Consider the following 20,149-nt stretch of genomic DNA (forward strand, 5'->3'; position numbering starts at 1 on the left):
CTTTGCGAGTCTCACACGAGCCGCTGTTTTCGCCGCCTGCGTTACCATCACTGCGCGAGGGATTGCTACCCGCTAACGCACTGGTTCGATCCTGGGAAGGCCATTCAGTGGACGGGGAATTGATCTGTCAGTGGTGCTCATTGTCCATCAGAAGACGGCCCTGCCGGAAACGCAGTGCTGCACGTCTCCGCCTACCCAGATTGTCCCGTCGATGCTTTCGATCTGTACTCGCCCGCGGCGCCCGATCACCGTACCCTGGCTGGCCGTGTAGCGGTCGCTCAGGGTGCCCGAGCCGATCAGCCATTGAGCCAGGCCGGCATTCAGGCTGCCCGTGACGGGGTCCTCGTTGCATTCCTCGCCCATGAAAGCTCTGACCTCCACATCGGCTTCAGCGTCCGGGCCCGTCCACGGAGCAATGACGCCGACATTCAGCCCTTGCAGTGCGGCGTAGTCGGGCCTGATGGCCAGCACTTCAGCTCGATTTGCCAGCAGCACGCCGGCCCAGCCCGGGCCGTTGTCGACCCACTGGCTGGCGCGGACCTGCCCGGTGGCGAGGCCGAGCCCCTGTTCAATCAGTTTCAGCGTCGCCGCATCCAGCGGTCCGCTGCGCTTGAGCGGCGGAGCGGAGAACGCCAGTTGCCGGCCTTGCCTGCGTATGCGGATCAGGCCCGCCGGGCACTCCTGGACAACCTCGGCAAGCTCGAGACTGTCCTGCTGATGCAGCCATACCTTGCAACTGCCCAGCGTCGGGTGCCCGGCAAAGGGCAGTTCGCGCAGCGGGGTAAAGATGCGCACGCGGTAATGCGCTTCCGGCGTTCGGGGCTGCAACAGAAAGGTGGTCTCGCTGAGTTGCGTCCACCGCGCAAACGCCTGCATCTGTTCGGTGGTCAGCTCGTCGGCATCCACCACTACTGCCAGCGCGTTGCCTTCGTGGGGGTGTTCGGCAAAGACATCGACCTGTTCGAACTGCAGGTAAAGCGGCATCAGATTTCCTTGATAGGCAACGGCGGATCAGCCCGGACCGGGGCGAGGCTAATCGCTACGCGAAGATTTTAAAAGGATGCCGGGATCCCGATGCGGTCCGCGACCGGCCGCTGTCGACAGATTCCGTTCAAGCATGGGTTTCTACCGCAACAACAACCGTCGTCACGGCAGTTGCGAACGTCATTTCTACTGGTTTCGGGCGTTCTCCAGGGCCTGTTTTTCTGCCGCGGCGGTGATGGCGGTCTGGCGATTCTGCTCCGCCATGTAACAGGCATCGCGGCTGACTCCCTGCGCCAGGCAGGTGGACATCCGCTGCGCCGGGCTTGAGCAGCCGGCCAGGAGGAGGACGGTAACGGTGACTGCGAGTAGTGCGCGCATGGCACATCCTTCTTGGGTCGTTCAACGGGAGGGGAGGAAAGCTCGAAGGGAAGTGACTTCCACTGGCGCTATTGTTTGCCGGCGCGCGTGGGGCGACAGCGCGAAATCCAGTCACGACTTGTAGGAAAGTGATTACACGCCCGGCGCTCGCTCTTCGAGGGCTCCCTCGCAGTCCTTTTGTATCCCACTGTATCCGGCGACCGATCTGACATTCGCGGAGATGGCGGCGGCTGTTTTCGACACGCTGCAGATACCCCAGGGGCTCTTAATCAACACCAACAGCTCATCGGCACGGCAAGCACTCCAGGGTTCTCCAGTGCGTGGTGTCCCGCTCCGATGAGCTGTCCCCCTTACCCCTTGAGGATCGATGCCATGAAAAACCTGAAAACCTTCATGACCGCCATTGCCTTCTCGCTGGCTGGCGTCGCAGTGCACGCGAATGCCGCTACCGAAGCCAGCTGCTCCCAGGGCGCTGCGTGCTTCCAACTGACACCCCTGGCCAAACAGGGCACGGCGCCGCAACTGGCTGAAGAGGGCTTCAGCCGGACGCCCCTGGGCATGCGGGTGAACTCGGCAGAGCCGGCAGAGCAGACCATCGCTTCCGACGGTTTCAGCAGAACTCCGCTGGGAATGCGCGTGAGCCCCGATGCGCCGGCACAGCAGACCATTGCCGAAGATGGTTTCAGTCGTACTCCCCTGGGCATGCGCGTGAACTCCGAAGAGCCGGCGCAACAGACCCTTGCCGCCGATGGCTTCGGCAGGACTCCGCTGGGCAAGCGCGTGGCTTCCCCGCAGGATTCGGGTATCGCCTGATGCCCGTTTGCGGAGGGCGCCTCGCTTGTGGCGCCCGAGGATTGTTAGGATTTGAAGGCCTTCTGGCGGCAAGCGCTGCGCTGATGAGTCAATACAGGTGAGGCGATGAAGAGCAACGAAGCAGGGCGCAACAAGGTCGCTATGGTTTTTGGCGGTTCCCGAGGTATCGGTGCCGCAGCGGCAAGGCAACTGGCAGCCGACGGATTCGCCGTGGCGCTGACCTATGTGTCACGGCCGGACAGCGCCCAGGCGCTGGTCGCCGAGATCGAATCCGGCGGCGGCCGGGCCATTGCCATCCAGGCTGACAGCGCGGACGCCGGCGCCATCCGCGACGCGGTGTCGGCGGCGGTCGAACACTTCGGTGAGCTCGATGTGGCGGTGGTGAATGCCGGCGTGCTCCGGCTGGCGCGTATCGACACGCTCAGCGTCGAGGACCTCGACCTGATGCTCGACGTGAACATCCGCGGCGTCATCCTCTCGGTCCAGGCTGTGGTAGCCCGCATGCGTGACGGTGGGCGGGTGATCACCATCGGCAGCAACACGGCATCCGGTCGTACTTCGGTGGAGGGCGCCGTGTACTCGATGACCAAGGCCGCCGTGGCGCGGCTGGTACAAGGGCTGGCACTGGACCTGGCGCCGCGCCGGATCACCGTCAACAATATCCAGCCCGGCCCGACCGCGACGGACATGACGCTGGCGCATCTGGAAGCGCTGGCTGAACTCGTCCCGCTCGGACGAGTCGCCCAGCCTGCGGAGATTGCCGGCCTGGTCTCGTATCTCGCCAGCCCGGCTGCGGCCCACATGAGCGGCTCGAGCCTGACGCTGGATGGCGGCTATGCCCTGTAATACCCGAAGCCCCAGGAACGCTCTGTGCCCCAGGACCTGACCCATAGCGAAGCAGACGTGCCCACGCGGTGGAGCGTCGTTGTCCTGTGCATGCTCTTCAACGTCATCGACGGGCTGGACGCCATGGCGATGGCCTTTACCGGCAGCCGCGTGTCCGCGGAATGGGGGCTGGGCGCGGGCCAGCTTGGCGTGTTGCTCAGCGCCAGCCTGCTGGGCATGGCCGGCGGTTCGCTGCTCGGCTCCCGGGCTGACCTGCACGGCCGCCGGCCACTGCTGCTGGCGGCGCTGTCGTTGAGCGGCCTGAGCATGCTGCTGTCGTTCTGCAGCCAGGACTACTACCAGCTGCTGCTTCTTCGGGTACTCACCGGCCTGGGCATCGGCGCGGTGCTGGTGGGCGCCAATGTGCTGGCCTACGAGTCCGCCAGCTCACGCCGGAGGAGCCTGGCCATTGCCTTGCAATCGGTCGCCTTTGCCCTGGGCGCGGGTCTGGGCGGGCTGCTGGCGCACCAGTTCAATGAGTGGATCGGCTGGCGCTACGTGTTCCTGGCCGGTGGCGGAGTCACGCTGGCTGGCGCGGTGGCGGGCGCATTCTGGCTGCGCGAGTCGCCGCAGTTCATCAGGCTCGCAGCCACCACGCCGCGAGTGCCGCGCAGCGAGGTCTACGGGCAGTTGTTCGCTGCCCGGCAGTGGCGACTGACCGCATCCCTGGCGCTGGCGCTGTTCCTGGCGATGGCGGGCTTCTACTTCGTGATGAGCTGGACGCCGACACTGATGGTCCGCAACGGATTCAGCGAGCAGCAAGGGGCCGTCGATGGGCTGCTGCTGTCCTGCGGTGGCATGTTCGGCGCGTTGCTGGTGGGCTTGTCGGCGAATCGCAGCGGAGGACGGGCTCTACTGCTCGGACTGCTGCTGCTCAACGCGCTGGTGATGGTGCTGATGGCATCGCTGGTCGCTGAATCGGCGCTGCCGGTTGCCGTTGGCGTGTTAGCGGGGATGGCCCTCAACGGGGCCATCGCGGCGCTGTTCGTCCTCGCGCCGCAGTCCTTCCCGGCGGCGATTCGCGCCAGTGGCGTGGGGCTGGTGCTGGCGACCGGGCGGCTGGGGGCGATCATCTCACCCGCCATCGCCGGGAGCCTGCTCGTCGCGCAGTGGAGCACGGGGGCGGTGTTCCTGCTCTTTGCTGGCTGCCAGATAGTGGCGGCACTGATGGTCTGGCTCGGCTATCGGCGGACTGTGCAGGCATCCACCTGACATGCCGAGCTGGCGGCGTGCCGGCCTCCGCGCGCAGCGCTATGGCCCAGAGCGGGGCGTTTGTATAATCCTTTCCACAAGCGGCAGAACCGGCTTTGTGCCGGGTGGGCGCCAAGGTGAGCACCTGAGCTGAAGTACCTGCCAACAAGAATTCACAATGGTGTGCAGTGGTGGAAAGACGACAGTTCAGCGAGTCCATGCAGGGGCAGAACCTGCGCTTCGTCGGCGATCGCAAGGCCGAGCCGCAGCGCCCGCGCAAGGTCGGTTTCGTCCTGCTGGAGAACTTCTCCCTCCCGGCCTTCACCCAGGCGCTGGACACCCTGGTCACTGCCAATCTGATCCGTGAAGGCGCCTTCGCCACGCGCACCTACAGCCTCGATGGCGAGTCGGTCACCAGCGACCTGGGGCTGGTCATCTGCCCGGCCTCCGCGCTGGAAAGCAAGTACCTGGACATGGACCTGCTGGTGGTGTGTGGTGGCCTGCGCACACCGCTCAAGGACATGCCCAACCTGAGTCGCCTGCTGCACCTTGCCGACGAGCGCGGCATCGTTCTGGCCGGCCTGTGGAACGGCGCCTGGTTCCTCGGCAAGGCAGGCCTGCTGGACGGCCACAAGTGCGCGGTGCACCCCGAGAACCGCGCCTCGCTGGCGGAGGTTGCGCGCAACAGCGTGGTGACCGCCGAGAGCTACATCCTCGACCGCAACCGCCTCACCGCCGGTAGCCCCACTGGCGCTTTCAACCTGGTGCTGGAGTGGATTCACAACTTGCACGGCCGCGAGCTGGTGGAGGGTATCGTCGATATCCTCGCCTTCGAGGAATCGCGCTACCGGCGCACCCGCCCGGCACTGCACGAGAAGATGACCCAGCCGCTGCGCGACGTGCTCAACCTCATGAGTGCGAACATCGAGGAGCCGCTGAGCACCGACCAGTTGTCCGAGTGCGTGGGCCGCTCCAAGCGCCAGCTGGAGCGGCTGTTCCAGGAGCAGCTGGGGACCTCGCCGGTGCGCTATTACCTGGAGCTGCGCATCACCGAAAGCCGGCGTCTGCTGCAGCATTCCGATCTGTCGCTGGTGGAGGTGGCGCTGGCTTGCGGCTTCGTTTCGCCCAGCCATTTCAGCAAGTGCTACACGTCCTTCTTCGGCCATTCGCCGTCGAAGGAAGTGCGCTTCGGCTGCGTGCGCTCGGCCAAGTGAGCAGGGCGGGCCGGTCTGCGGGCCCGCAGTACTGCTCCAGTGGTGTTCCTCGCGCGGGGCGGCTGGTTAACTGCCAGAACGTGCGAACAACAAGAGCGAGGAACAGGACGTGATCTTTCTTTACAACGCCGAACCCGAACACGCCGAGAAATGGCGGGCCCTGCTGACCGCCCAGGTGCCGGACCTGGAATTCGTCGAGGGCTTCGATGCGGTTGACCCGGCGCGTGTCACCTACCTGCTGACCTGGAAGGCGGTCGCCGACATCGAGCGCTACACCGGCCTGCGCGTCCTGTTCGCGGCGGGAGCCGGGGTGGACCAGTTCGACCTGTCGAAGATCCCCGAGTCGGTGGCGCTGGTGCGCATGGTCGATGACTCCCTGGCGGACATCATGGCCGAGTTCGTGGTGATGTCGGCGCTTGCCCTACACCGCGAGATGCCGGCCTACCGCGGGCAGCAGGCCAGTCAGGTCTGGGAGCCGCTGAGCATCCTGCCGGCGGCGACCAGCCGTGTCGGCGTGATGGGTCTCGGCCAGCTGGGCCAGGCGTGCCTCGCGCAACTGCGCCACCTGAAGTTCCAGCTGCTGGGCTGGAACCGCTCCGCGCGGCAGATCGACGGGGTGCAGACCTACACCGGCCCCGAGGAACTGGTGAGCTTCCTGTCGCAGTGCGACATCCTGGTCAACCTGCTGCCGCTGACCGACAGCACCCGCGGCATTCTCAACCGCGAGACGCTGGCGCAACTGCCCAAGGGGGCGGGGCTGATCAACGTTGGCCGGGGCGAGCACGTGGTGGAAGCCGATCTGGTCGCAGCGCTGGATGCGGGGCAGGTCGGCGCGGCGATCCTCGATGTATTCCGCGAGGAACCGCTGCCGCAAGACCATCCGCTGTGGTCGCACCCGCACGTCTGGGTCACTCCGCACATCGCCAGCACCATGCAGGTGGAAGGCGGCGCGGCGGTGGTGGCGAAGAACATCCTGCGCGACCTGGATGGCGCCGAGCTGCTGCACACGGTGAATCGCCAGACCGGCTACTGACGCGTTTCGCTTATCACTGAAATAGCCGGCGCGCGCTGTTTGTCCCGCACGGCACTTTCGATACTGGCGGCTCCCAACCGCCGTTCAGGAAGTGCCGTTCATGGACCACGAACCGATTGATGCCCGCGACTTCGCCTTCACCCACTTTGCCGCCGTTGCCCTGTGCGGCTCGCTGATCCTCGCGCTGGCGTTATTCCTGGCGCGTGTGGGTGTATTGCTGCACTGAGGATCAGGCGGCGATGGCCTGGCTCAGCGTGCTGATCAGCGCGCGGGTCTGGGCGTCGCGATGGGCGCTGTAGAGCACCACGTCGCGGGGCGGTAGCTCCGGCAAGCCGAAGCGTTCGCGCACATCCATGCAGCCCGCCGGCGCCATGCGTTCGACCATGGCGCCAATCCCGATGCCGGCCGACACCGCCGCGCCGATGGCGAGAATCCCCGAGCCGACGAAGGCCTCGCTCCAGCTGCGGCCCTGTGTCTGCAGCGCGTTTTCGACCATGCTGCGCATGCCGCAGGGCGCCGGCTGGATCGCCAGTGGCAGCGGCGCGGCGTCGGCCAGCTCGAAGGATTCGGCGGCCATCCAGGCGAAGCGTTCGCTGCCGATCACCTCGCCATCCTGGCGGCGGTTGTCGTGGCGCAGGATCAGCGCGATATCCAGCGCGCCTTCTTCGTAGCTCTCCAGCATCTGCCGCGAGGTGCCGAGGCTGAAGGCGACTATCACCTCCGGATCGGCCTGTGCCAGACGCTTGAGCCAATGGCTCAGGTCGGCGCCGAGGATGTGGTGGCTGACGCCGATGCGCAGGGTACGGCGCGGCGTGTCGAAGCAACGCAGGGTTTCGTCGTAGCTGGCCAGCAGGCGGCGGGCGCTGGCGAGGAACACCGAGCCGTGGGCCGACAGCGTGACGCGGCGCGGCGTGCGCTCCAGCAGCGGGCGGCCGAGGGATTCCTCCAGGCGCTTGATCTTCAGGCTGATGGCCGCCTGGGTGGCGCCGGTGGCTTCGGCGGCGCGGGTGAAACTCTTCAGGTCGGCGACCAGCAGGAAGGCGCGGATGGCTTCTATATCAGGGGTTTTCATGGCGGCGAATCGTCCTTGGGGCTGGCTGCAGTCTGGCAGCTGGGCCGGCACAACCCAAGCGCTGGATGCGCTACAGTGCTGCCTTCGTCTTGAGTAGCTGCTGACAAGGAATCGCGATGCTGATCCAGGCTTTCGCCTACAAATGCTGGTCGGACCGCCGGACACTGGATGCCGTCGCCCGGATCGATGCCGAGCGCTTCCCCGAGGAACACGCCTTTGCCCTCCAGCAGCTCAACCACATGGCCATAGTCGAGGACTTGTTCCGCGCGCGGTTGCAGGGCGAAGCGGACCCGCACCCGGCCACCAATACCCAGTCGGTGCCCGGCTATGACGAGCTGCGCGGGCGCCTGCTGACTTCCGCCCAGTGGTACGTCGAGCAACTCGCCGCCCTGACCCCGGAGCGTGCGCGGGAGGTCATCCGCTTCCGCTTCACCGATGGCCGCAGCGGCAGCCTGACCCGCGAGGAGATGTTCTTCCACATCCTCAACCACGCCACCTACCACCGTGGGTCCATTGCCCGCGCGCTGGATCAGGCCGGCGTGGCGCACCCAGCGGACACCTACACGGTGTTCGTGCACGCCACCCAGCCCGAGCGCCGCGAAGGTTGAGGGCTCAGCAGGCCAATTCGTCGATGATGATCTGCAAGGTCTTCCGCGAGCAGCGTTCTACCCGCGCCTGCACGCCGTACACCTCGCCGAACAGTTGCGGCGTGAGGATGGATTCGGCGCCCCCGGCAGCCACCAGTCGGCCCTGGTTCAGCACCGCCAGCTGATCCGCATAGCGCGCGGCGAGGCCGATGTCGTGGAGCACGGCAATGGCGATCAGGCCGTGGCGGCGCACTTCTTCCTGCACGCACTGCATGACCCGCAGCTGGTAGTTCAGGTCCAGCGCGCTGGTGGGTTCATCCAGCAGCAACACCTGCGGGCGTTGCGCCAGCAGCTGGGCCAGGCTGACCATCTGCCGCTGGCCGCCGGAGAGGCGGTCCAGGCGCTGGTCGCGCAGGTGCAGGATGCCGACCCGACGCAGCGCTTCGAGGGCGGCGGCCAGCGGGTCGGCGCGACGCAGTTCGGTGTCGAATGGGTTGACCCGCAGGCTGGCGAGCAGCGCGTCGAGCACACTCAGGGCGATGCCGCCGGGCAGGTTCTGCGGCATGTAGGCGATGCGCCGGCTGCGTTCGCCAACCGACAGGGAGGCGAGTGACTGACCGTCCAGGCTCAGGACGCCGCGTACACGCTCAAGGCCCGCAAGGCCGCGCAGCAGGGTGGACTTGCCCGCGCCGTTGGGGCCGATCAGGGCAGTGAGGGTGCCGCGTTTGAGCTCCGGCAGCGTCACGTCGTGGACCACCGCGTGATGGCGGTAGGCGACCGTCAGGTTGTGTGCGAGCAGGCTCATGCGCTGCGTCCTCCCCGGCAGATCAGCGTGATGAAAATCGGCACACCCACCAGCGCGGTGACGATGCCCACCGGCACGATCAATCCCGGCATCAGCAGCTTGCTGGCCACCGACGACAGCGATAGCAGCAGCGCGCCGACCAGCGCACTGGCCGGCAGGTAGAAACGCTGGTCCTCGCCGATCAGCATGCGCGCGATGTGTGGGCCGACCAGGCCGATGAAGCCGATGGTGCCGACGAAGGCCACCGCGCACGCCGACAGCAGGCAGATACGCAACAGGGCGAAGCGGCGCAGGCGGCGCACGTCCACGCCAAGGCTGCGGGCGCGGTCTTCGCCCATGCGCAGCACGGTGAGTTTTGACGCCGCCGCCTGGGAGAACGGCAGGCAGAGCACGAGCACCAGGGCCAGCGCGCCGGCCTTGTGCCAGTCGGCACGGGCGAGGCTGCCGAGGGTCCAGAACACCAGCTGCTGCAGCACGTCCTCGCTGGCCATCATCTGCAGCAGTGCCACCGCCGCATTACAGCTGAACACCAGGGCGATGCCGAACAGCACCAGGCTTTCCACGCCGCCCCCGCGCAGGCGCGAAAGCAGTTGCAGCAGCACCAGCGACAGGCAGGCGAAGACGAAGGCCGCCAGCGACACCGCAGCGTTGGCCGAGAGCCAGGCGTTGCCCAGATGGAAGAAGATCGCCAGCGAGGCGCCCAGTGCGGCGGACGAGGACACGCCAAGGGTGAAGGGGCTGGCCAGGGGGTTGTCGAGGATGGTCTGCATTTCCGCGCCGGCCAGGGCCAGCGCGCCGCCTACCAGCAGCGCCATCACCGCGTAGGGCAGGCGCACGTTCCAGATGATCACCCGCTGGCTCGGCTCCAGTTCGCCCGGATGCAGCAGGCCATGGAACAGCGCGGCGGGCGTCAGCCCGGACGGCCCGCTGAGCAGGTCCCAGGCCATTGAGCCCAGCAGCAAGACGAGCAGCGCGACCAGCACCGCCCCTCGGCGGCGCAGTTGCAGCCGGCGCTCGTGGCGTGCCTGCTGCAGGTCGATCTTGTCCAGGGCGGCGTTCATTCAGACTGGCCGGCGTCGATCCAGTAGGTGCCGTCCAGGCTGATGCGCAGGAAGTCCTGGTTGATCTGCGCCTGCGTCTTTGCCGGGTCGAGATCGGCGAAGCGTTCCGGGTGGACCCAGCGCGCCATGGCTTCGATGGCGAGGATGTTGAACGGCGAGTTGTAGAAGTCGTGCCAGAGGCCGTGGGCCTTGCCGTTGCGGATGGCGTCGAGGGTGGCGAACTCGGGGCGCTGCAGGACTTTCTGCAGGCTCTCGCGGGCCTGCTGCTGGCTGACGCCGGCGCCGAGGATCAGCCCCGGATTGCGGTTGCCGGTGGCGATGTAGATATCCGGTTTCGCCGACAGCGCGTACTCCACGCTGATGTCGCCCAGTGCGCCGGGCACCACGCCGGCGGCGATGTTGCGTCCGCCCACCGTGTCGATCACGCTGCCCAGGCCGCTCTTGCCGGTGGTGTGGCCCGGCGCCTGCCAGACGCCGGCCAGCAGTTCGAGGAACACGCTGGGCTTGTGTGCGTCATCCAGCCCGGCCACGCCATCGCGGATGCGCTGCAGGTGGGTGTCGTAGAACTTCAGGTACTGGTCCGCCTCGGCCTGCCGACCGAGCGCCGAGCCCAGCGCGGTCAGGCTGGTTCGCACGCCCTCGATGGGGTGCACGCGGAAGTCGACGAACAGCACCGGCACGTCGGCGGCGGCGAGGATGTCGGCAATCGGGCTGTGCTGGGTCGGGCCTTCGCCAGCGATGCTGAACACCGCGAGGTCTGGCTTCAGCGCGAGAATCTGTTCGGCGCTGACGCTCTGCTCCGAGGCCTGGCCGATCAGCGGAATCTGCTTCACCTGGGGGAAGCGCTGGGCGTAGACGTCGAAGGTGTGCGGGTCGAGCAGGCGCACGTCGTTCTGCCAGCCGACCACGCGCTGGAAGGGATTGTCGCGGTCGAGCAGGGCGAGGGCGAAGAACAGTCGGCCTTCACCCAGCACTACGCGCTGGGCGTTGCCGTTCACTTTGACCTTGCGCCCGAGCACGTCGGTGACGGTGAGCGCCTGGGCGGGCAGGGCGAGGCCGAACCAGCCGAGGCAGAGCAGGGCGAGGGTGGCGAGGGACTGAGTCAGGCGGGAGCGGGAAGCGCGTGACGACAGGAAGGGCATGCGGAACGACCTGGGCATGAAGTAGAATTAATCGCATTTGCAATCCACTCTACCGCTGCCGTCGCGGGCGAGCCGGGCGGCTTTGTATTGGAGGGGCGCGAAATCCCGCGCCACAACATTCCATTACATTTGCGCCGTGCAGCCCCTGCCGACAGCCGGAACGATAGCGACCCGCCGCGAGTTTCCCGATGTCCAGGCCAGACCACATCCTCGTCGTCGACGACGATCCCGAGATCCGCCAATTGCTGGCCGATTACCTCAAGGGCATGGGCTACCAGGTGTCCGCCGCCGCTGATGGCCGCGAGATGCAGCGCCAGCTGGAAGTGCAGCCGGTGGACCTGGTGGTGCTCGACCTGATGCTGCCCGGCGAGGACGGCCTGACCCTGTGCCGCGACCTGCGAGCGCGCAGCGACGTACCGGTGATCATGCTCACCGCGCGCGGCACGCTGATCGACCGCATCATCGGCCTGGAGATGGGCGCCGACGACTACCTGCCCAAACCCTTCGACCCGCGCGAGCTGCTGGCGCGGATCAAGGTGGTGCTGCGACGGGTGCAGAGCTTCCCGCAGCGCGCCCAGGTGGACGAGGCGGCGACCCTGCGCTTCGCCGGCTGGGAGCTGGACACCCGCGCCCGCCACCTGCGCTCGCCGGCCGGCCTGAGCATCGCCCTGGCCGGCTCGGATTTCCGCCTGCTGCGCCTGCTGCTGCAGCATCCCAATCGCCCGCTGGGCCGTGACTTCCTGTTGCGCCAGGTGTTCGACAAGGAGCGCCTGCCGTTCGATCGCGCCATCGATGTCTGCGTCAGCCGCCTGCGCCAGCACCTGGAGGACGACCCGAAGTCACCGAAGCTGATCCGCACCGTGCGCAACCAGGGCTACATGCTCACCGCCGAAGACGTGGTCAGCGCCTGATGCGCTTGTGGCCGCGCACGCTGTTCGGGCGGCTGGTGGTGATCCTGGTGGGCGGGATGATCGCCGCCCAGGTGCTCACCGGCAGCATCTGGTACGACGTGCGCCACACCCAGGCGCTGGAGATTCCCCTGCGCCTGGCGGCCGCGCGGCTGACTGATCTGCAGCACCTGCACCAGCGTCAGCCGGGGAACTTTACGCAGGCGCTGAGTGCGCTCGACCGGCCGGGGTTCGAGGCGCGCCTGGTGGATTCGGCGGACGAGCCGGATGGCTCCTTCGACCCGGCAGCCGAGCGCCTGCTTCGTCGCGCGGTTCACGATCAGGGCGGCGACTCGCAGGGGCTGCGCCTGTTGCGCGTGGAACTGCATGAGGGCGCCGGTGAGCGCAGCGGGCTGACCGGGCTTTTCACCGGCAATGGCACCAAAGCGCACCTGTTGCTGGAGGCGCCGCTGGACGATGGCCGCTGGCTGCGCATTGCGATGATCGAAGGGCAGGGCTGGAGCAGCCAGTCGACCCTCGACGTGGCGCTGGATTACCTGCTGCGCCTGTACCTGCTGCGCATCCTCGTGGTGGTGCTGTTGGCTCTGCTGGCAGTGCGCCTGGCCATCGGCCCGCTGGACAAGCTGGCGCGCGCCGCCGAAGGCCTGGGCCAGGACATCCAGCGGCCGCCGCTGCCTGAGGAAGGGCCGCTGGAAGTACGTCGTGCCGCCCGCGCCTTCAACGCCATGCAGCAACGGCTGATCCACAACCTTGGCGAGCGCATGCGTTTTCTTGCCGCCGTATCCCACGACCTGCGCTCGCCCATCACCCGCCTGCGCCTGCGCACCGAAATGCTCGCCGACGAGACCGCGCGACAGAAGATGCGCAAGGACCTCGACGACATGGAAGGCATGGTCACCGCGACCCTGGATTTCATCAGCGGCAGCGACCTCGACGAGGCACGGCAGAACCTCGATGTGAACGCGCTGCTGCAGAGCCTGCAGGCGGATTTCGAGGAGCAGGGCGAGCGGGTTTCGCTGTCCGGGCGCGCGCTGCAACCGCTGGCCGGTTACCCGCTGAGCCTGCAGCGGGCGCTGCTCAATCTGCTGGAGAACGCCATCCGTTATGCCGGTGGTGCCGAGGTGGAAGTCGAGGACAGCGCGCAGGCGCTGTGCATCCGCGTGCTGGATCGCGGGCCGGGTATTGCGCCGGAGCAGCTGGAGCGGGTGACTGAGCCGTTCTACCGGCTGGAGCAGTCGCGCAATCGTTCTACCGGGGGATATGGGTTGGGCCTGAGCATCGCCCAGACCATTGCCGCTGCGCACCATGGGCGGCTGGAGTTGCGCAACCGCGAGGGCGGTGGGCTGGAAGCGACGCTGCTGTTCGATCGCGGCGCCTGAAGGGCAGCCCCCCTGTAGGAGCGAGCTTGCTCGCGAATAGCCTGACACCGTGAATTGCAGGTTCGCGAGCAAGGGCTAGGCGCCCCCCTCGCTCCTACAAAAGAAGATCGGTGCGGGGATTGGGTCGCGAACCTGCCCGCCGGGTTTCCGGGGAGGGAGTCCTGTTGGCGGACAGGTTCGCGGTTGAAGAGATGGACGGGCCAGCAGCGTTTCCGTAACCGGCCCCGAGCGGCCTCGATACCCGACTGCAGCATGGGTATCGCTTCGCTCCACGCCATCCTACGAAAAGCAGGTTCGGCGCAGGCTGTCCTCACTCAGAACGAATAATCCGCACTCAGTACCGCGCCGCGGCTCGCGCCCGGCACGCCGTAGCCGCGACCGTTGTACTGGCTCCAGTAGTGCTTGTCGAACAGGTTGTTGACGTTCAGGCGCAGCTGCACGTCCTGGGTCGCCTGCCAGCTGAGCATGGCGTCGTGTACCACGTAGCCGGGCACGGTGGTCTGGCCGGCGCGGGTCATGGTCGAGCCCAGGCCGGGGTAGATCTTCACGTCGTCCACGTACTGCACGCCGTAGCTCAGAGCAAAGTCTTCCGGCAGTTGCCAGGTGCTCCACAGGCTCAGGGCATTCTGCGGGGTGTTGGCCAGTTGCACGCCCTTGTCCGAGCCGTTGTAGGGCTTCACCAGCTTGCTGTTCTGGTGCACGTAGGCTGCGTACAACGACCAGTTTCGGGTGATGTTGCCGCTGGCGGACAGCTCGATGCCGCGTACCCGCTCCTCGCCGCCGGTGTAGGCGGAAAGCTCCTCGTCATCGATGTAGGTCAACTGGCGCTTGGTCTCGAACACATCACCGTTGAGCGCCAGCTGGCCGTTGAGGAACTCCCACTTGCTGCCCACTTCGTAGGTCTTGCCACGGTCGCCCTTGGTCGACGCGATGCTGCCGGTCTGCGCCACGGCGAGCACGCCGGAAGGCTGCTTGGCGTTGGCGTAGCTGACGTAGAGGCTGCCGTTCTCCACCGGCTTGTAAGTCAGCGCGGTGTGCACGCTGGTGAGCTTCTCGTTCTGCGAGGAGCTGCCCTTGTCGACCCAGGCGGCGCTCTGGCTGGCGCGGGTCTGGCTGTCCAGCACGCGGGTGTCGAAGTGATCCTGGCGGGCAGCCAGGTGCAGCTGCCAGTGCTCGTCGAATTTCAGCGTGTCGAGCAGGTAGAAGGCCTTGTCCAGCTGCTCCACCGACTGCTTGGCGGAGGTGTAGGTGTCCAGCGCGTAGGGGTACTTCGACCAGTCGTTGCTGGCCACCGGCAGGTTGCCCATGGCGCTGCGGCTGGCGGCGGTCAGCGCACCGGTCTTCGAGTCGAGCGTCTGCTTGCTCAGGTCGAAGCCACCGACCAGGGTGTGACCGATGCCGAAGGTGTCGACACGCCAGGTCAGGCTGGTCTGGTTGCTGTAGGTGTCGTTGGTCTGCTCGCGCAATGGCGTGTTGATGTTGCGCCGGTAGATGCCCTTGCCGGCCTGGATGCCGGGCGCACCGGCGTTCGGGTCGCCGCCGGGGGTGGTGACGAAGAAGTCGTGGTCCAGGTGGAACCAGGTGAAGCGACTGTCCAGGCTCAGCGAATCGTTGAAGTCGTGGGCGAACTTCAGGTTCACCCGGTGCGATTCGTTGTTCTCGTAATCGAGGTTGCGCCAGCCCCAGTAGCTGCTCCAGCTGGCGCCACCGGCGCGGTGCGGCGAGCTGCCGTTGCTGCCGTTGACGGTGGGGATGCCGTAGTCGGGCGTGGCGTTGTCGTGCAGGTACTCATAGGCCAGGGTGACGCGGGTGTCGGTGCCCAGGCCCAGGGCCAGGGACGGGGCGAAGCCGTAGCGCTCGTCGCCGACCCAGTCGCGGCCGTCGGTGCCGGTGTTGGCGCCCATCACGTTGACGCGGAAGGCCGCGCCTTCGCCGAGGCCGTCGATGCGGTGGTTCACGTCCAGCGTGCCGCGCTTGAAGTTGGCGGTGCCGACGCCGCCGCTGAGCAGGTTGAAGTCGTCCAGCTGCGGGGTCTTGGTCACCAGGTTGACCGCGCCCCCGACGGCGCCGACGCCCCAGGCGGCGGTGCTGGAGCCCTTGAAGACCTCCACGCCTTCGGTGTTGAAGAAGTCATCGCGCGAGTACTTGGCCGGGTCGCGCACGCCGTCGCGGTAGATGTTGCCGTCGGCGTTGAAGCCGCGGATGGTCAGGCTGTCGCCGACGCCACCACCGCCCTCGCCGGAGTTGAAGGTGATGCCCGGCACGTTGCGCAGAGCGTCCTTCAGGCTCTGGGCGTTCTGCTCCTTGAGCAGCGTCTCGGAGAGCACGGTGACGCTCTGCGGGGTGTCGCGCAGCGGCTCGCTGTACTTCGCCGAGCTGGCGCGGTCGACCTTGTAGGGCGACTCCCGGGTGGCCTGCACGGTGCTGTCGGGCAGGGCCAGGGCGTCCTGGTCATCGGCAGTTGGCGGCTGATCTGCCCAGGCACTCAGTGGGATCGCCATGAAGGTGGCGAGGCCGACGACGGGGGCGAGGGTGAGAGGTGCTTCGGAACGGGTAACGGGAGTGAGGTTCAGGCGGGACGACATGGACGGAAAGCTCTCCGGCAAATGCGAGTTATTTGCATTGCGGGAAGGCTAACAGTGATGGCCGGTGGCCCAGGCGGCGCAAATGTATCGCCGGCGAGGCTCGGGGCGCTTTACAACAATCCATTACATTTGCTCGCGCACGAACGGCCGGGCGAAGGGTCTGCCGCCGGCTCGGGGCCGGCGGCAGAAGGCTTACGCTTTCTTCTTCGTGGACGGCAGCAGGATGGTCAGGCAGCCCAGCAGCGGCAGGTAGGAGCACAGCTTGTAGACGTACTCGATGCCGTGGATGTCGGCCAGGTGGCCGAGGAAGGCCGCGCCGATGCCGCCGAAGCCGAACATCAGGCCGAAGAACACTCCGGCGATCATGCCGACGTTACCCGGCACCAGTTCCTGGGCGTAGACCACGATGGCCGAGAACGCCGAGGCGAGGATGAAGCCGATCACCAGGCTGAGGATGCTGGTCCAGAACAGGTCGACGTAGGGCAGCGCCAGGGTGAAGGGCGTGACGCCGAGGATGGAGAACCAGATCACCGCCTTGCGGCCGATGCGGTCGCCCACCGGGCCGCCGAAGAAGGTGCCGGCCGCCACCGCGCCGAGGAAGCCGAACAGGTACAGCTGCGAACTGGCCACCGAGAGGTCGAACTTCTCGATCAGGTAGAAGGTGTAGTAGCTGGTGAAGCTCGCCATGTAGAAGTACTTGGAGAACACCAGCAGCGCCAGCACCACCAGGGACGCGGTCACCCGGCCCTTGGACAGCCCGTGGGTGGCCACGCCGCCGGCCTTGAGCTTGAACAGGTTGAGGTGGTGGCTGTACCAGCGGCTCAGGCCCCAGAGCACGCCGACGAGGAACACCGCGAACAGGCCGAAGTAGGCCACGTTGCCCTGGCCGTACGGAATGATGATGGCCGCCGCCAGTAGCGGGCCGAAGGCGCTGCCGGCATTGCCGCCGACCTGGAAGGTGGACTGCGCGAGGCCGTAGCGCCCGCCGGAGGCCAGCCGCGCGATGCGCGAGGTTTCCGGGTGGAAGGTCGAGGAGCCGATGCCCACCAGCGCCGAGGCCAGCAGGATGGCGTGGAAGCTGCCGACGAAGGCCAGCATGAGGATGCCGATCAGCGTGCAGACGCTGCCCAGCGGCGCCAGCCAGGGCTTGGGATGGCGGTCGGTGTGGTAGCCGACCCAGGGCTGCAGCAGCGAGGCGGTGAGCTGGAAGGTCAGGGTAATCAGGCCTACCTGGGTGAAGCTCAGGCCGTAGTTGGCCTTGAGTACCGGGTAGATAGACGGCAGCACGGCCTGGATCAGGTCGTTGGTCAGGTGGGCGAGGGCGCACGCGCCGATCACGCGCATGACCAGCGGGCTGGCCTGGCTGGCCACGGACGGCGTGGCCAGGGAAGAAGCGGTGGTAGACATGGGACTCCGGGGCAGCAAGGTGTGGCGCGCGGGCAGGGCGCGCCGGGTTCTTCGTATTGGGAGGCCTATGCTAGGCGTGCGAACCCTGGCTGTCTCACGCGATCCGGACGACGAATATCGCGAAACGGCCAAATACCCCACGCGTCGGACTGGCGGAGCGGGCGCCGCCAGAGCCGGTCAACCTATCTTCTTCGGGCACGAGAGGAGCTAAAACATGGACAAGACCACCGGCAGCTGCCTGTGCGGCAGCGTGCGTATCGAGGCGACGGGCCTGCCTTACCGGGTCGGTATCTGCCATTGCCTGGACTGCCGCAAGCACCATGGTGCGCTGTTCCACTCCTCGGCGATCTTTCCCGAGAGCGCCGTGCGTATCGAAGGCGACACGCAGGAGTATCAGGGGCGATGCTTCTGCCCGCGCTGCGGTTCCTCGGTGTTCGGCCGTAGCGGCGACGAAGTGGAAGTGAGCCTTGGCGCGCTGGACGAGCCGGACCGCTTCGAGCCCACCTATGAACTCTGGACCTGCCGCCGCGAGGCGTGGCTGCCGGCGTTCCCGCTGAGCCATCGTTACGAGCGTGACCGCGAGTCGACCGAGCGGCGCGAAGACTAGGGCAAGCGCCGATCACGGACAAAAAACGCAAGCCACGGACAGATCGCGCCGGCATTTCCCTTTGCTGCAGGATTGTCACATTCGCGCTCGAAAACCCTGCCGATAGTAGCCCCCGCCAACAAAGCTCAAAGAGGCTACATCGTGTTCCATCGTGCTCTGCTTTCCGCATCCACCCTCGGCCTGTCCCTGCTCAGTCTGTCCATCGCCTGCGCCAACGCCGCCGAGACCTATACCCTGGACACTCCGCACCTGACCGGCATCGACAACTTCCGTGACATCGCCGGCACCACCACGGCCTACACCACGTCCAACGATGGTGTGATGCGCTCCGGGGTGTTCTACCGCTCCAACGCGCTGACGCCCAAGGGCACGGACCTGGCGGTATTGAACAGCCTGGGTATCAGCGATGTGTTCGACCTGCGTACCCCGAGTGAAATCGCCGGCACGCCGGATACCCTGCCGGCGGGTGCGACCTACCAGAACATCGACATCATCGGCAGCACCACCTCCGGCGCCAATGTCACCAATATCTCCTTCACCAGCGCCGCCCAGGCCATCGAGATGATGGAGGAGACCAACCGCGCCTTCGTTAGCGACGCTGGCATGCGCAGCCAGTTCACCACGCTGTTCAACGAGCTGGCCGCCGCCGACGGCGCCTCGGTGTTCCACTGCACCGCCGGCAAGGACCGCACCGGCTGGACCGCCGCCGTGCTGCTGAGCATCGCCGGGGTGGACAGCCAGACCATCATGGAAAACTACCTGGCGACCAACGACTACACCGCCGCGCGGGTCAAGGCGACCCTGGCGATGCTGCCGGCGAGCATGGCGGCCATCTATGAGCCGTTGCTGGGTGTGCAGGCCAGCTACCTGCAGGCCGGCCTGGACGAAGTGACCGCCGAATACGGCAGCATGGACAACTACCTGAAGGAAGGCCTCGGCCTGTCCCAGGAAACCATCTACGTGCTGCGCGGCAAGATGGTCTATTACAGCACCCTGCCGGGCGTCGCAGGCCTCTCCGGCAACGCCGCCGCTGGTGCGCAGTTGCTGACCCAGTTGCAGAACAGCAGCCTGTCCGGCAACTACACCGCCTACAACTACTACCTGCAGTCGGCCATCGACGCTGGCACCCTCGGCGGTGTCGAGTCCACCGTCGGCGGCCAGGTGCATGCCGACGCGGCCAGCTACCTGCTGCGCCAGGACGCGCTGATCGACCGCGCCGCCGCGCCCTATGCCAGCGGCGTCGACCTGAAGGCCGGGCAGACCCGCCTGTGGACCACCGCGCTGGCCGGCTACCAGGGCAACTCCGCCACCTCGAACGCCGAAAGCAGCAACGAACACACCCAGGGCATGATGATCGGCGTGACCCAGCGCTTCTCCGAGCAGCTCAGCGGCAATGCCGGCTTCGGCTACAGCAAGGGCAGCGTCGGCGGTGCCGGGGGTGACGTGGATACCGACCTGACCTTCATCCGTGGCGGCGCGCGCTTTGCCGTCGACAGCCTGGAGCAGGGCCTGTTCGTCGACGCCGACCTCAGCTACGGCTGGCTCGACTACGACAGCAAACGCGACATCGGCGGCGGCCTGGGCAAGGCCAAGGGCGACACCAGCGGCAACCTCAGCGGCGGCAGCATCGCGCTGGGCTATCGCACGGCAGTGTCCACCGTCACCCTGGAGCCGAGCATCGGCCTGCGCTACAGCCACCTGGACCTGGACGGCTTCCAGGAGAAGGGCAGCGAGCTGGCGCTGGACGTCGACGACATGAGCGAGAACCGCCGCAGCGCCTATGCCAACCTCAAGGCTTCCTTCGCTCCCGTGGCGCTGGGTAGCGGCTGGCAGATGGTGCCGGGCCTGGAAGTGGGCTACGACCACGCGCTGGGTGACTACAAGGTCGACAGCGAAGGCCACCTGCTGGGCCTGGACGTTTCCCAGCGTGCCGCCTTCGACAATCGCGACCAGTTCAGCGGCGCGTTCAGCCTGACCGCCAGCCAGGGCGACTTCAGCGTCGGCGCCGAAGCTGGCGTACTGGGCGGTAGCGGCAGCCATGGTGCCAGCGGCACTCTGAAGGCCAGCTATCAGTTCTGATCGGTACCGCGCTGTAAGA

Annotated in this window: 19 protein-coding genes; 11 read left to right on the top strand and 8 right to left on the bottom strand. The window is 66.8% G+C overall.

The window, feature by feature from the left end; translation table 11 throughout:
- Nucleotides 1–147: 147 nt before the first annotated feature.
- On the bottom strand, nt 148–984 hold the full coding sequence (locus tag IB273_RS03090; RefSeq protein WP_192223203.1) for a PhzF family phenazine biosynthesis protein: 837 nt from the start codon (nt 982–984) through the stop codon (nt 148–150).
- Between the two features lie 186 nt (nt 985–1,170).
- Complete coding sequence (locus IB273_RS03095) at nt 1,171–1,362, bottom strand: hypothetical protein (RefSeq protein ID WP_081516922.1); 192 nt, start codon at nt 1,360–1,362, stop codon at nt 1,171–1,173.
- A gap of 372 nt (nt 1,363–1,734) precedes the next feature.
- On the opposite strand from IB273_RS03095, the gene IB273_RS03100 reads away from it, so the two are divergent.
- The 6 genes from IB273_RS03100 (at nt 1,735) to IB273_RS31565 (ending at nt 6,724) form a co-directional block, all read left to right on the top strand.
- Nucleotides 1,735–2,175, top strand: a complete 441-nt coding sequence (locus IB273_RS03100) for a hypothetical protein (RefSeq protein ID WP_192223204.1) — start codon at nt 1,735–1,737, stop codon at nt 2,173–2,175.
- A gap of 105 nt (nt 2,176–2,280) precedes the next feature.
- Nucleotides 2,281–3,021 (top strand): SDR family oxidoreductase, encoded by a 741-nt coding sequence (locus tag IB273_RS03105; protein ID WP_192223205.1) that lies wholly within the window; start codon nt 2,281–2,283, stop codon nt 3,019–3,021.
- Nucleotides 3,022–3,078: 57 nt separating this feature from the next.
- Nucleotides 3,079–4,272 carry an MFS transporter gene (locus IB273_RS03110; protein WP_318652461.1) on the top strand — a complete coding sequence of 398 codons (1,194 nt, stop codon included), beginning with the start codon at nt 3,079–3,081 and terminating at the stop codon, nt 4,270–4,272.
- A gap of 170 nt (nt 4,273–4,442) precedes the next feature.
- The gene (locus IB273_RS03115) at nt 4,443–5,465 is read left to right on the top strand and encodes a GlxA family transcriptional regulator (RefSeq protein ID WP_231708996.1); all 1,023 of its coding nucleotides are present in this window, start codon (nt 4,443–4,445) and stop codon (nt 5,463–5,465) included.
- A gap of 109 nt (nt 5,466–5,574) precedes the next feature.
- Entirely contained in the window at nt 5,575–6,498 is a 924-nt protein-coding gene (locus IB273_RS03120) for a 2-hydroxyacid dehydrogenase (RefSeq protein ID WP_192223206.1), read from the top strand.
- A 100-nt stretch (nt 6,499–6,598) separates the two neighbouring features.
- Nucleotides 6,599–6,724, top strand: coding sequence for a hypothetical protein (locus IB273_RS31565; protein ID WP_263866074.1), 126 nt, complete (start codon nt 6,599–6,601; stop codon nt 6,722–6,724).
- A gap of 3 nt (nt 6,725–6,727) precedes the next feature.
- Here the strand turns inward: IB273_RS31565 and IB273_RS03125 are convergent, their stop codons facing one another.
- Entirely contained in the window at nt 6,728–7,570 is an 843-nt protein-coding gene (locus IB273_RS03125; RefSeq protein ID WP_192223207.1) for a LysR family transcriptional regulator, read from the bottom strand.
- A 116-nt stretch (nt 7,571–7,686) separates the two neighbouring features.
- Here IB273_RS03125 and IB273_RS03130 point away from each other — a divergent pair, with 116 nt between their 5' ends.
- On the top strand, nt 7,687–8,178 hold the full coding sequence (locus IB273_RS03130; RefSeq protein ID WP_192223208.1) for a DinB family protein: 492 nt from the start codon (nt 7,687–7,689) through the stop codon (nt 8,176–8,178).
- 4 nt (nt 8,179–8,182) lie between these two features.
- Here IB273_RS03130 and IB273_RS03135 read toward each other — a convergent pair whose 3' ends face one another.
- From IB273_RS03135 to IB273_RS03145, 3 genes are read right to left on the bottom strand one after another with little or no spacing between them, the layout of a single operon-like run.
- Entirely contained in the window at nt 8,183–8,962 is a 780-nt protein-coding gene (locus IB273_RS03135; RefSeq protein ID WP_192223209.1) for an ABC transporter ATP-binding protein, read from the bottom strand.
- The gene (locus IB273_RS03140; protein WP_192223210.1) at nt 8,959–10,023 is read right to left on the bottom strand and encodes a FecCD family ABC transporter permease; all 1,065 of its coding nucleotides are present in this window, start codon (nt 10,021–10,023) and stop codon (nt 8,959–8,961) included. The genes IB273_RS03135 and IB273_RS03140 overlap by 4 nt, the downstream gene beginning before the upstream one ends.
- Complete coding sequence (locus IB273_RS03145) at nt 10,020–11,165, bottom strand: ABC transporter substrate-binding protein (RefSeq protein WP_192223211.1); 1,146 nt, start codon at nt 11,163–11,165, stop codon at nt 10,020–10,022. Before IB273_RS03145 ends, IB273_RS03140 begins: the two co-directional genes overlap by 4 nt.
- Before the next feature lie 188 nt (nt 11,166–11,353).
- Here IB273_RS03145 and IB273_RS03150 point away from each other — a divergent pair, with 188 nt between their 5' ends.
- Together IB273_RS03150 and IB273_RS03155 are read left to right on the top strand one after the other, a co-directional pair.
- Nucleotides 11,354–12,076, top strand: coding sequence for a response regulator (locus IB273_RS03150; protein WP_081516932.1), 723 nt, complete (start codon nt 11,354–11,356; stop codon nt 12,074–12,076).
- Entirely contained in the window at nt 12,076–13,452 is a 1,377-nt protein-coding gene (locus IB273_RS03155; protein ID WP_192223212.1) for an ATP-binding protein, read from the top strand. The genes IB273_RS03150 and IB273_RS03155 overlap by 1 nt, the downstream gene beginning before the upstream one ends.
- Before the next feature lie 314 nt (nt 13,453–13,766).
- On the opposite strand, the gene IB273_RS03160 is transcribed toward IB273_RS03155, so the two are convergent.
- Nucleotides 13,767–16,037, bottom strand: coding sequence for a TonB-dependent receptor (locus tag IB273_RS03160; RefSeq protein WP_192223213.1), 2,271 nt, complete (start codon nt 16,035–16,037; stop codon nt 13,767–13,769).
- A 192-nt stretch (nt 16,038–16,229) separates the two neighbouring features.
- Nucleotides 16,230–17,444 (bottom strand): MFS transporter, encoded by a 1,215-nt coding sequence (locus IB273_RS03165; protein ID WP_138214405.1) that lies wholly within the window; start codon nt 17,442–17,444, stop codon nt 16,230–16,232.
- A gap of 214 nt (nt 17,445–17,658) precedes the next feature.
- Here IB273_RS03165 and IB273_RS03170 point away from each other — a divergent pair, with 214 nt between their 5' ends.
- A complete protein-coding gene (locus IB273_RS03170) occupies nt 17,659–18,051 on the top strand; it encodes a GFA family protein (protein WP_192223214.1) in 393 nt (130 codons plus the stop codon).
- A gap of 141 nt (nt 18,052–18,192) precedes the next feature.
- Entirely contained in the window at nt 18,193–20,130 is a 1,938-nt protein-coding gene (locus IB273_RS03175) for a tyrosine-protein phosphatase (RefSeq protein WP_318652462.1), read from the top strand.
- Nucleotides 20,131–20,149 lie beyond the last annotated feature (19 nt).

This window comes from Pseudomonas sp. PDM19, from assembly GCF_014852215.1.
Taxonomy (GTDB): Bacteria; Pseudomonadota; Gammaproteobacteria; order Pseudomonadales; family Pseudomonadaceae; genus Pseudomonas.

Coding starts and splice junctions, on each gene's coding strand:
- IB273_RS03090 (WP_192223203.1), bottom strand. CDS start 984: ATGCCGCTTTACCTGCAGTTCGAACAGGTCGATGTCTTTGCCGAACAC.
- IB273_RS03095 (WP_081516922.1), bottom strand. CDS start 1,362: ATGCGCGCACTACTCGCAGTCACCGTTACCGTCCTCCTCCTGGCCGGC.
- IB273_RS03100 (WP_192223204.1), top strand. CDS start 1,735: ATGAAAAACCTGAAAACCTTCATGACCGCCATTGCCTTCTCGCTGGCT.
- IB273_RS03105 (WP_192223205.1), top strand. CDS start 2,281: ATGAAGAGCAACGAAGCAGGGCGCAACAAGGTCGCTATGGTTTTTGGC.
- IB273_RS31565 (WP_263866074.1), top strand. CDS start 6,599: ATGGACCACGAACCGATTGATGCCCGCGACTTCGCCTTCACCCACTTT.
- IB273_RS03125 (WP_192223207.1), bottom strand. CDS start 7,570: ATGAAAACCCCTGATATAGAAGCCATCCGCGCCTTCCTGCTGGTCGCC.
- IB273_RS03130 (WP_192223208.1), top strand. CDS start 7,687: ATGCTGATCCAGGCTTTCGCCTACAAATGCTGGTCGGACCGCCGGACA.
- IB273_RS03135 (WP_192223209.1), bottom strand. CDS start 8,962: ATGAGCCTGCTCGCACACAACCTGACGGTCGCCTACCGCCATCACGCG.
- IB273_RS03140 (WP_192223210.1), bottom strand. CDS start 10,023: ATGAACGCCGCCCTGGACAAGATCGACCTGCAGCAGGCACGCCACGAG.
- IB273_RS03145 (WP_192223211.1), bottom strand. CDS start 11,165: ATGCCCTTCCTGTCGTCACGCGCTTCCCGCTCCCGCCTGACTCAGTCC.
- IB273_RS03150 (WP_081516932.1), top strand. CDS start 11,354: ATGTCCAGGCCAGACCACATCCTCGTCGTCGACGACGATCCCGAGATC.
- IB273_RS03155 (WP_192223212.1), top strand. CDS start 12,076: ATGCGCTTGTGGCCGCGCACGCTGTTCGGGCGGCTGGTGGTGATCCTG.
- IB273_RS03160 (WP_192223213.1), bottom strand. CDS start 16,037: ATGTCGTCCCGCCTGAACCTCACTCCCGTTACCCGTTCCGAAGCACCT.
- IB273_RS03165 (WP_138214405.1), bottom strand. CDS start 17,444: ATGTCTACCACCGCTTCTTCCCTGGCCACGCCGTCCGTGGCCAGCCAG.
- IB273_RS03170 (WP_192223214.1), top strand. CDS start 17,659: ATGGACAAGACCACCGGCAGCTGCCTGTGCGGCAGCGTGCGTATCGAG.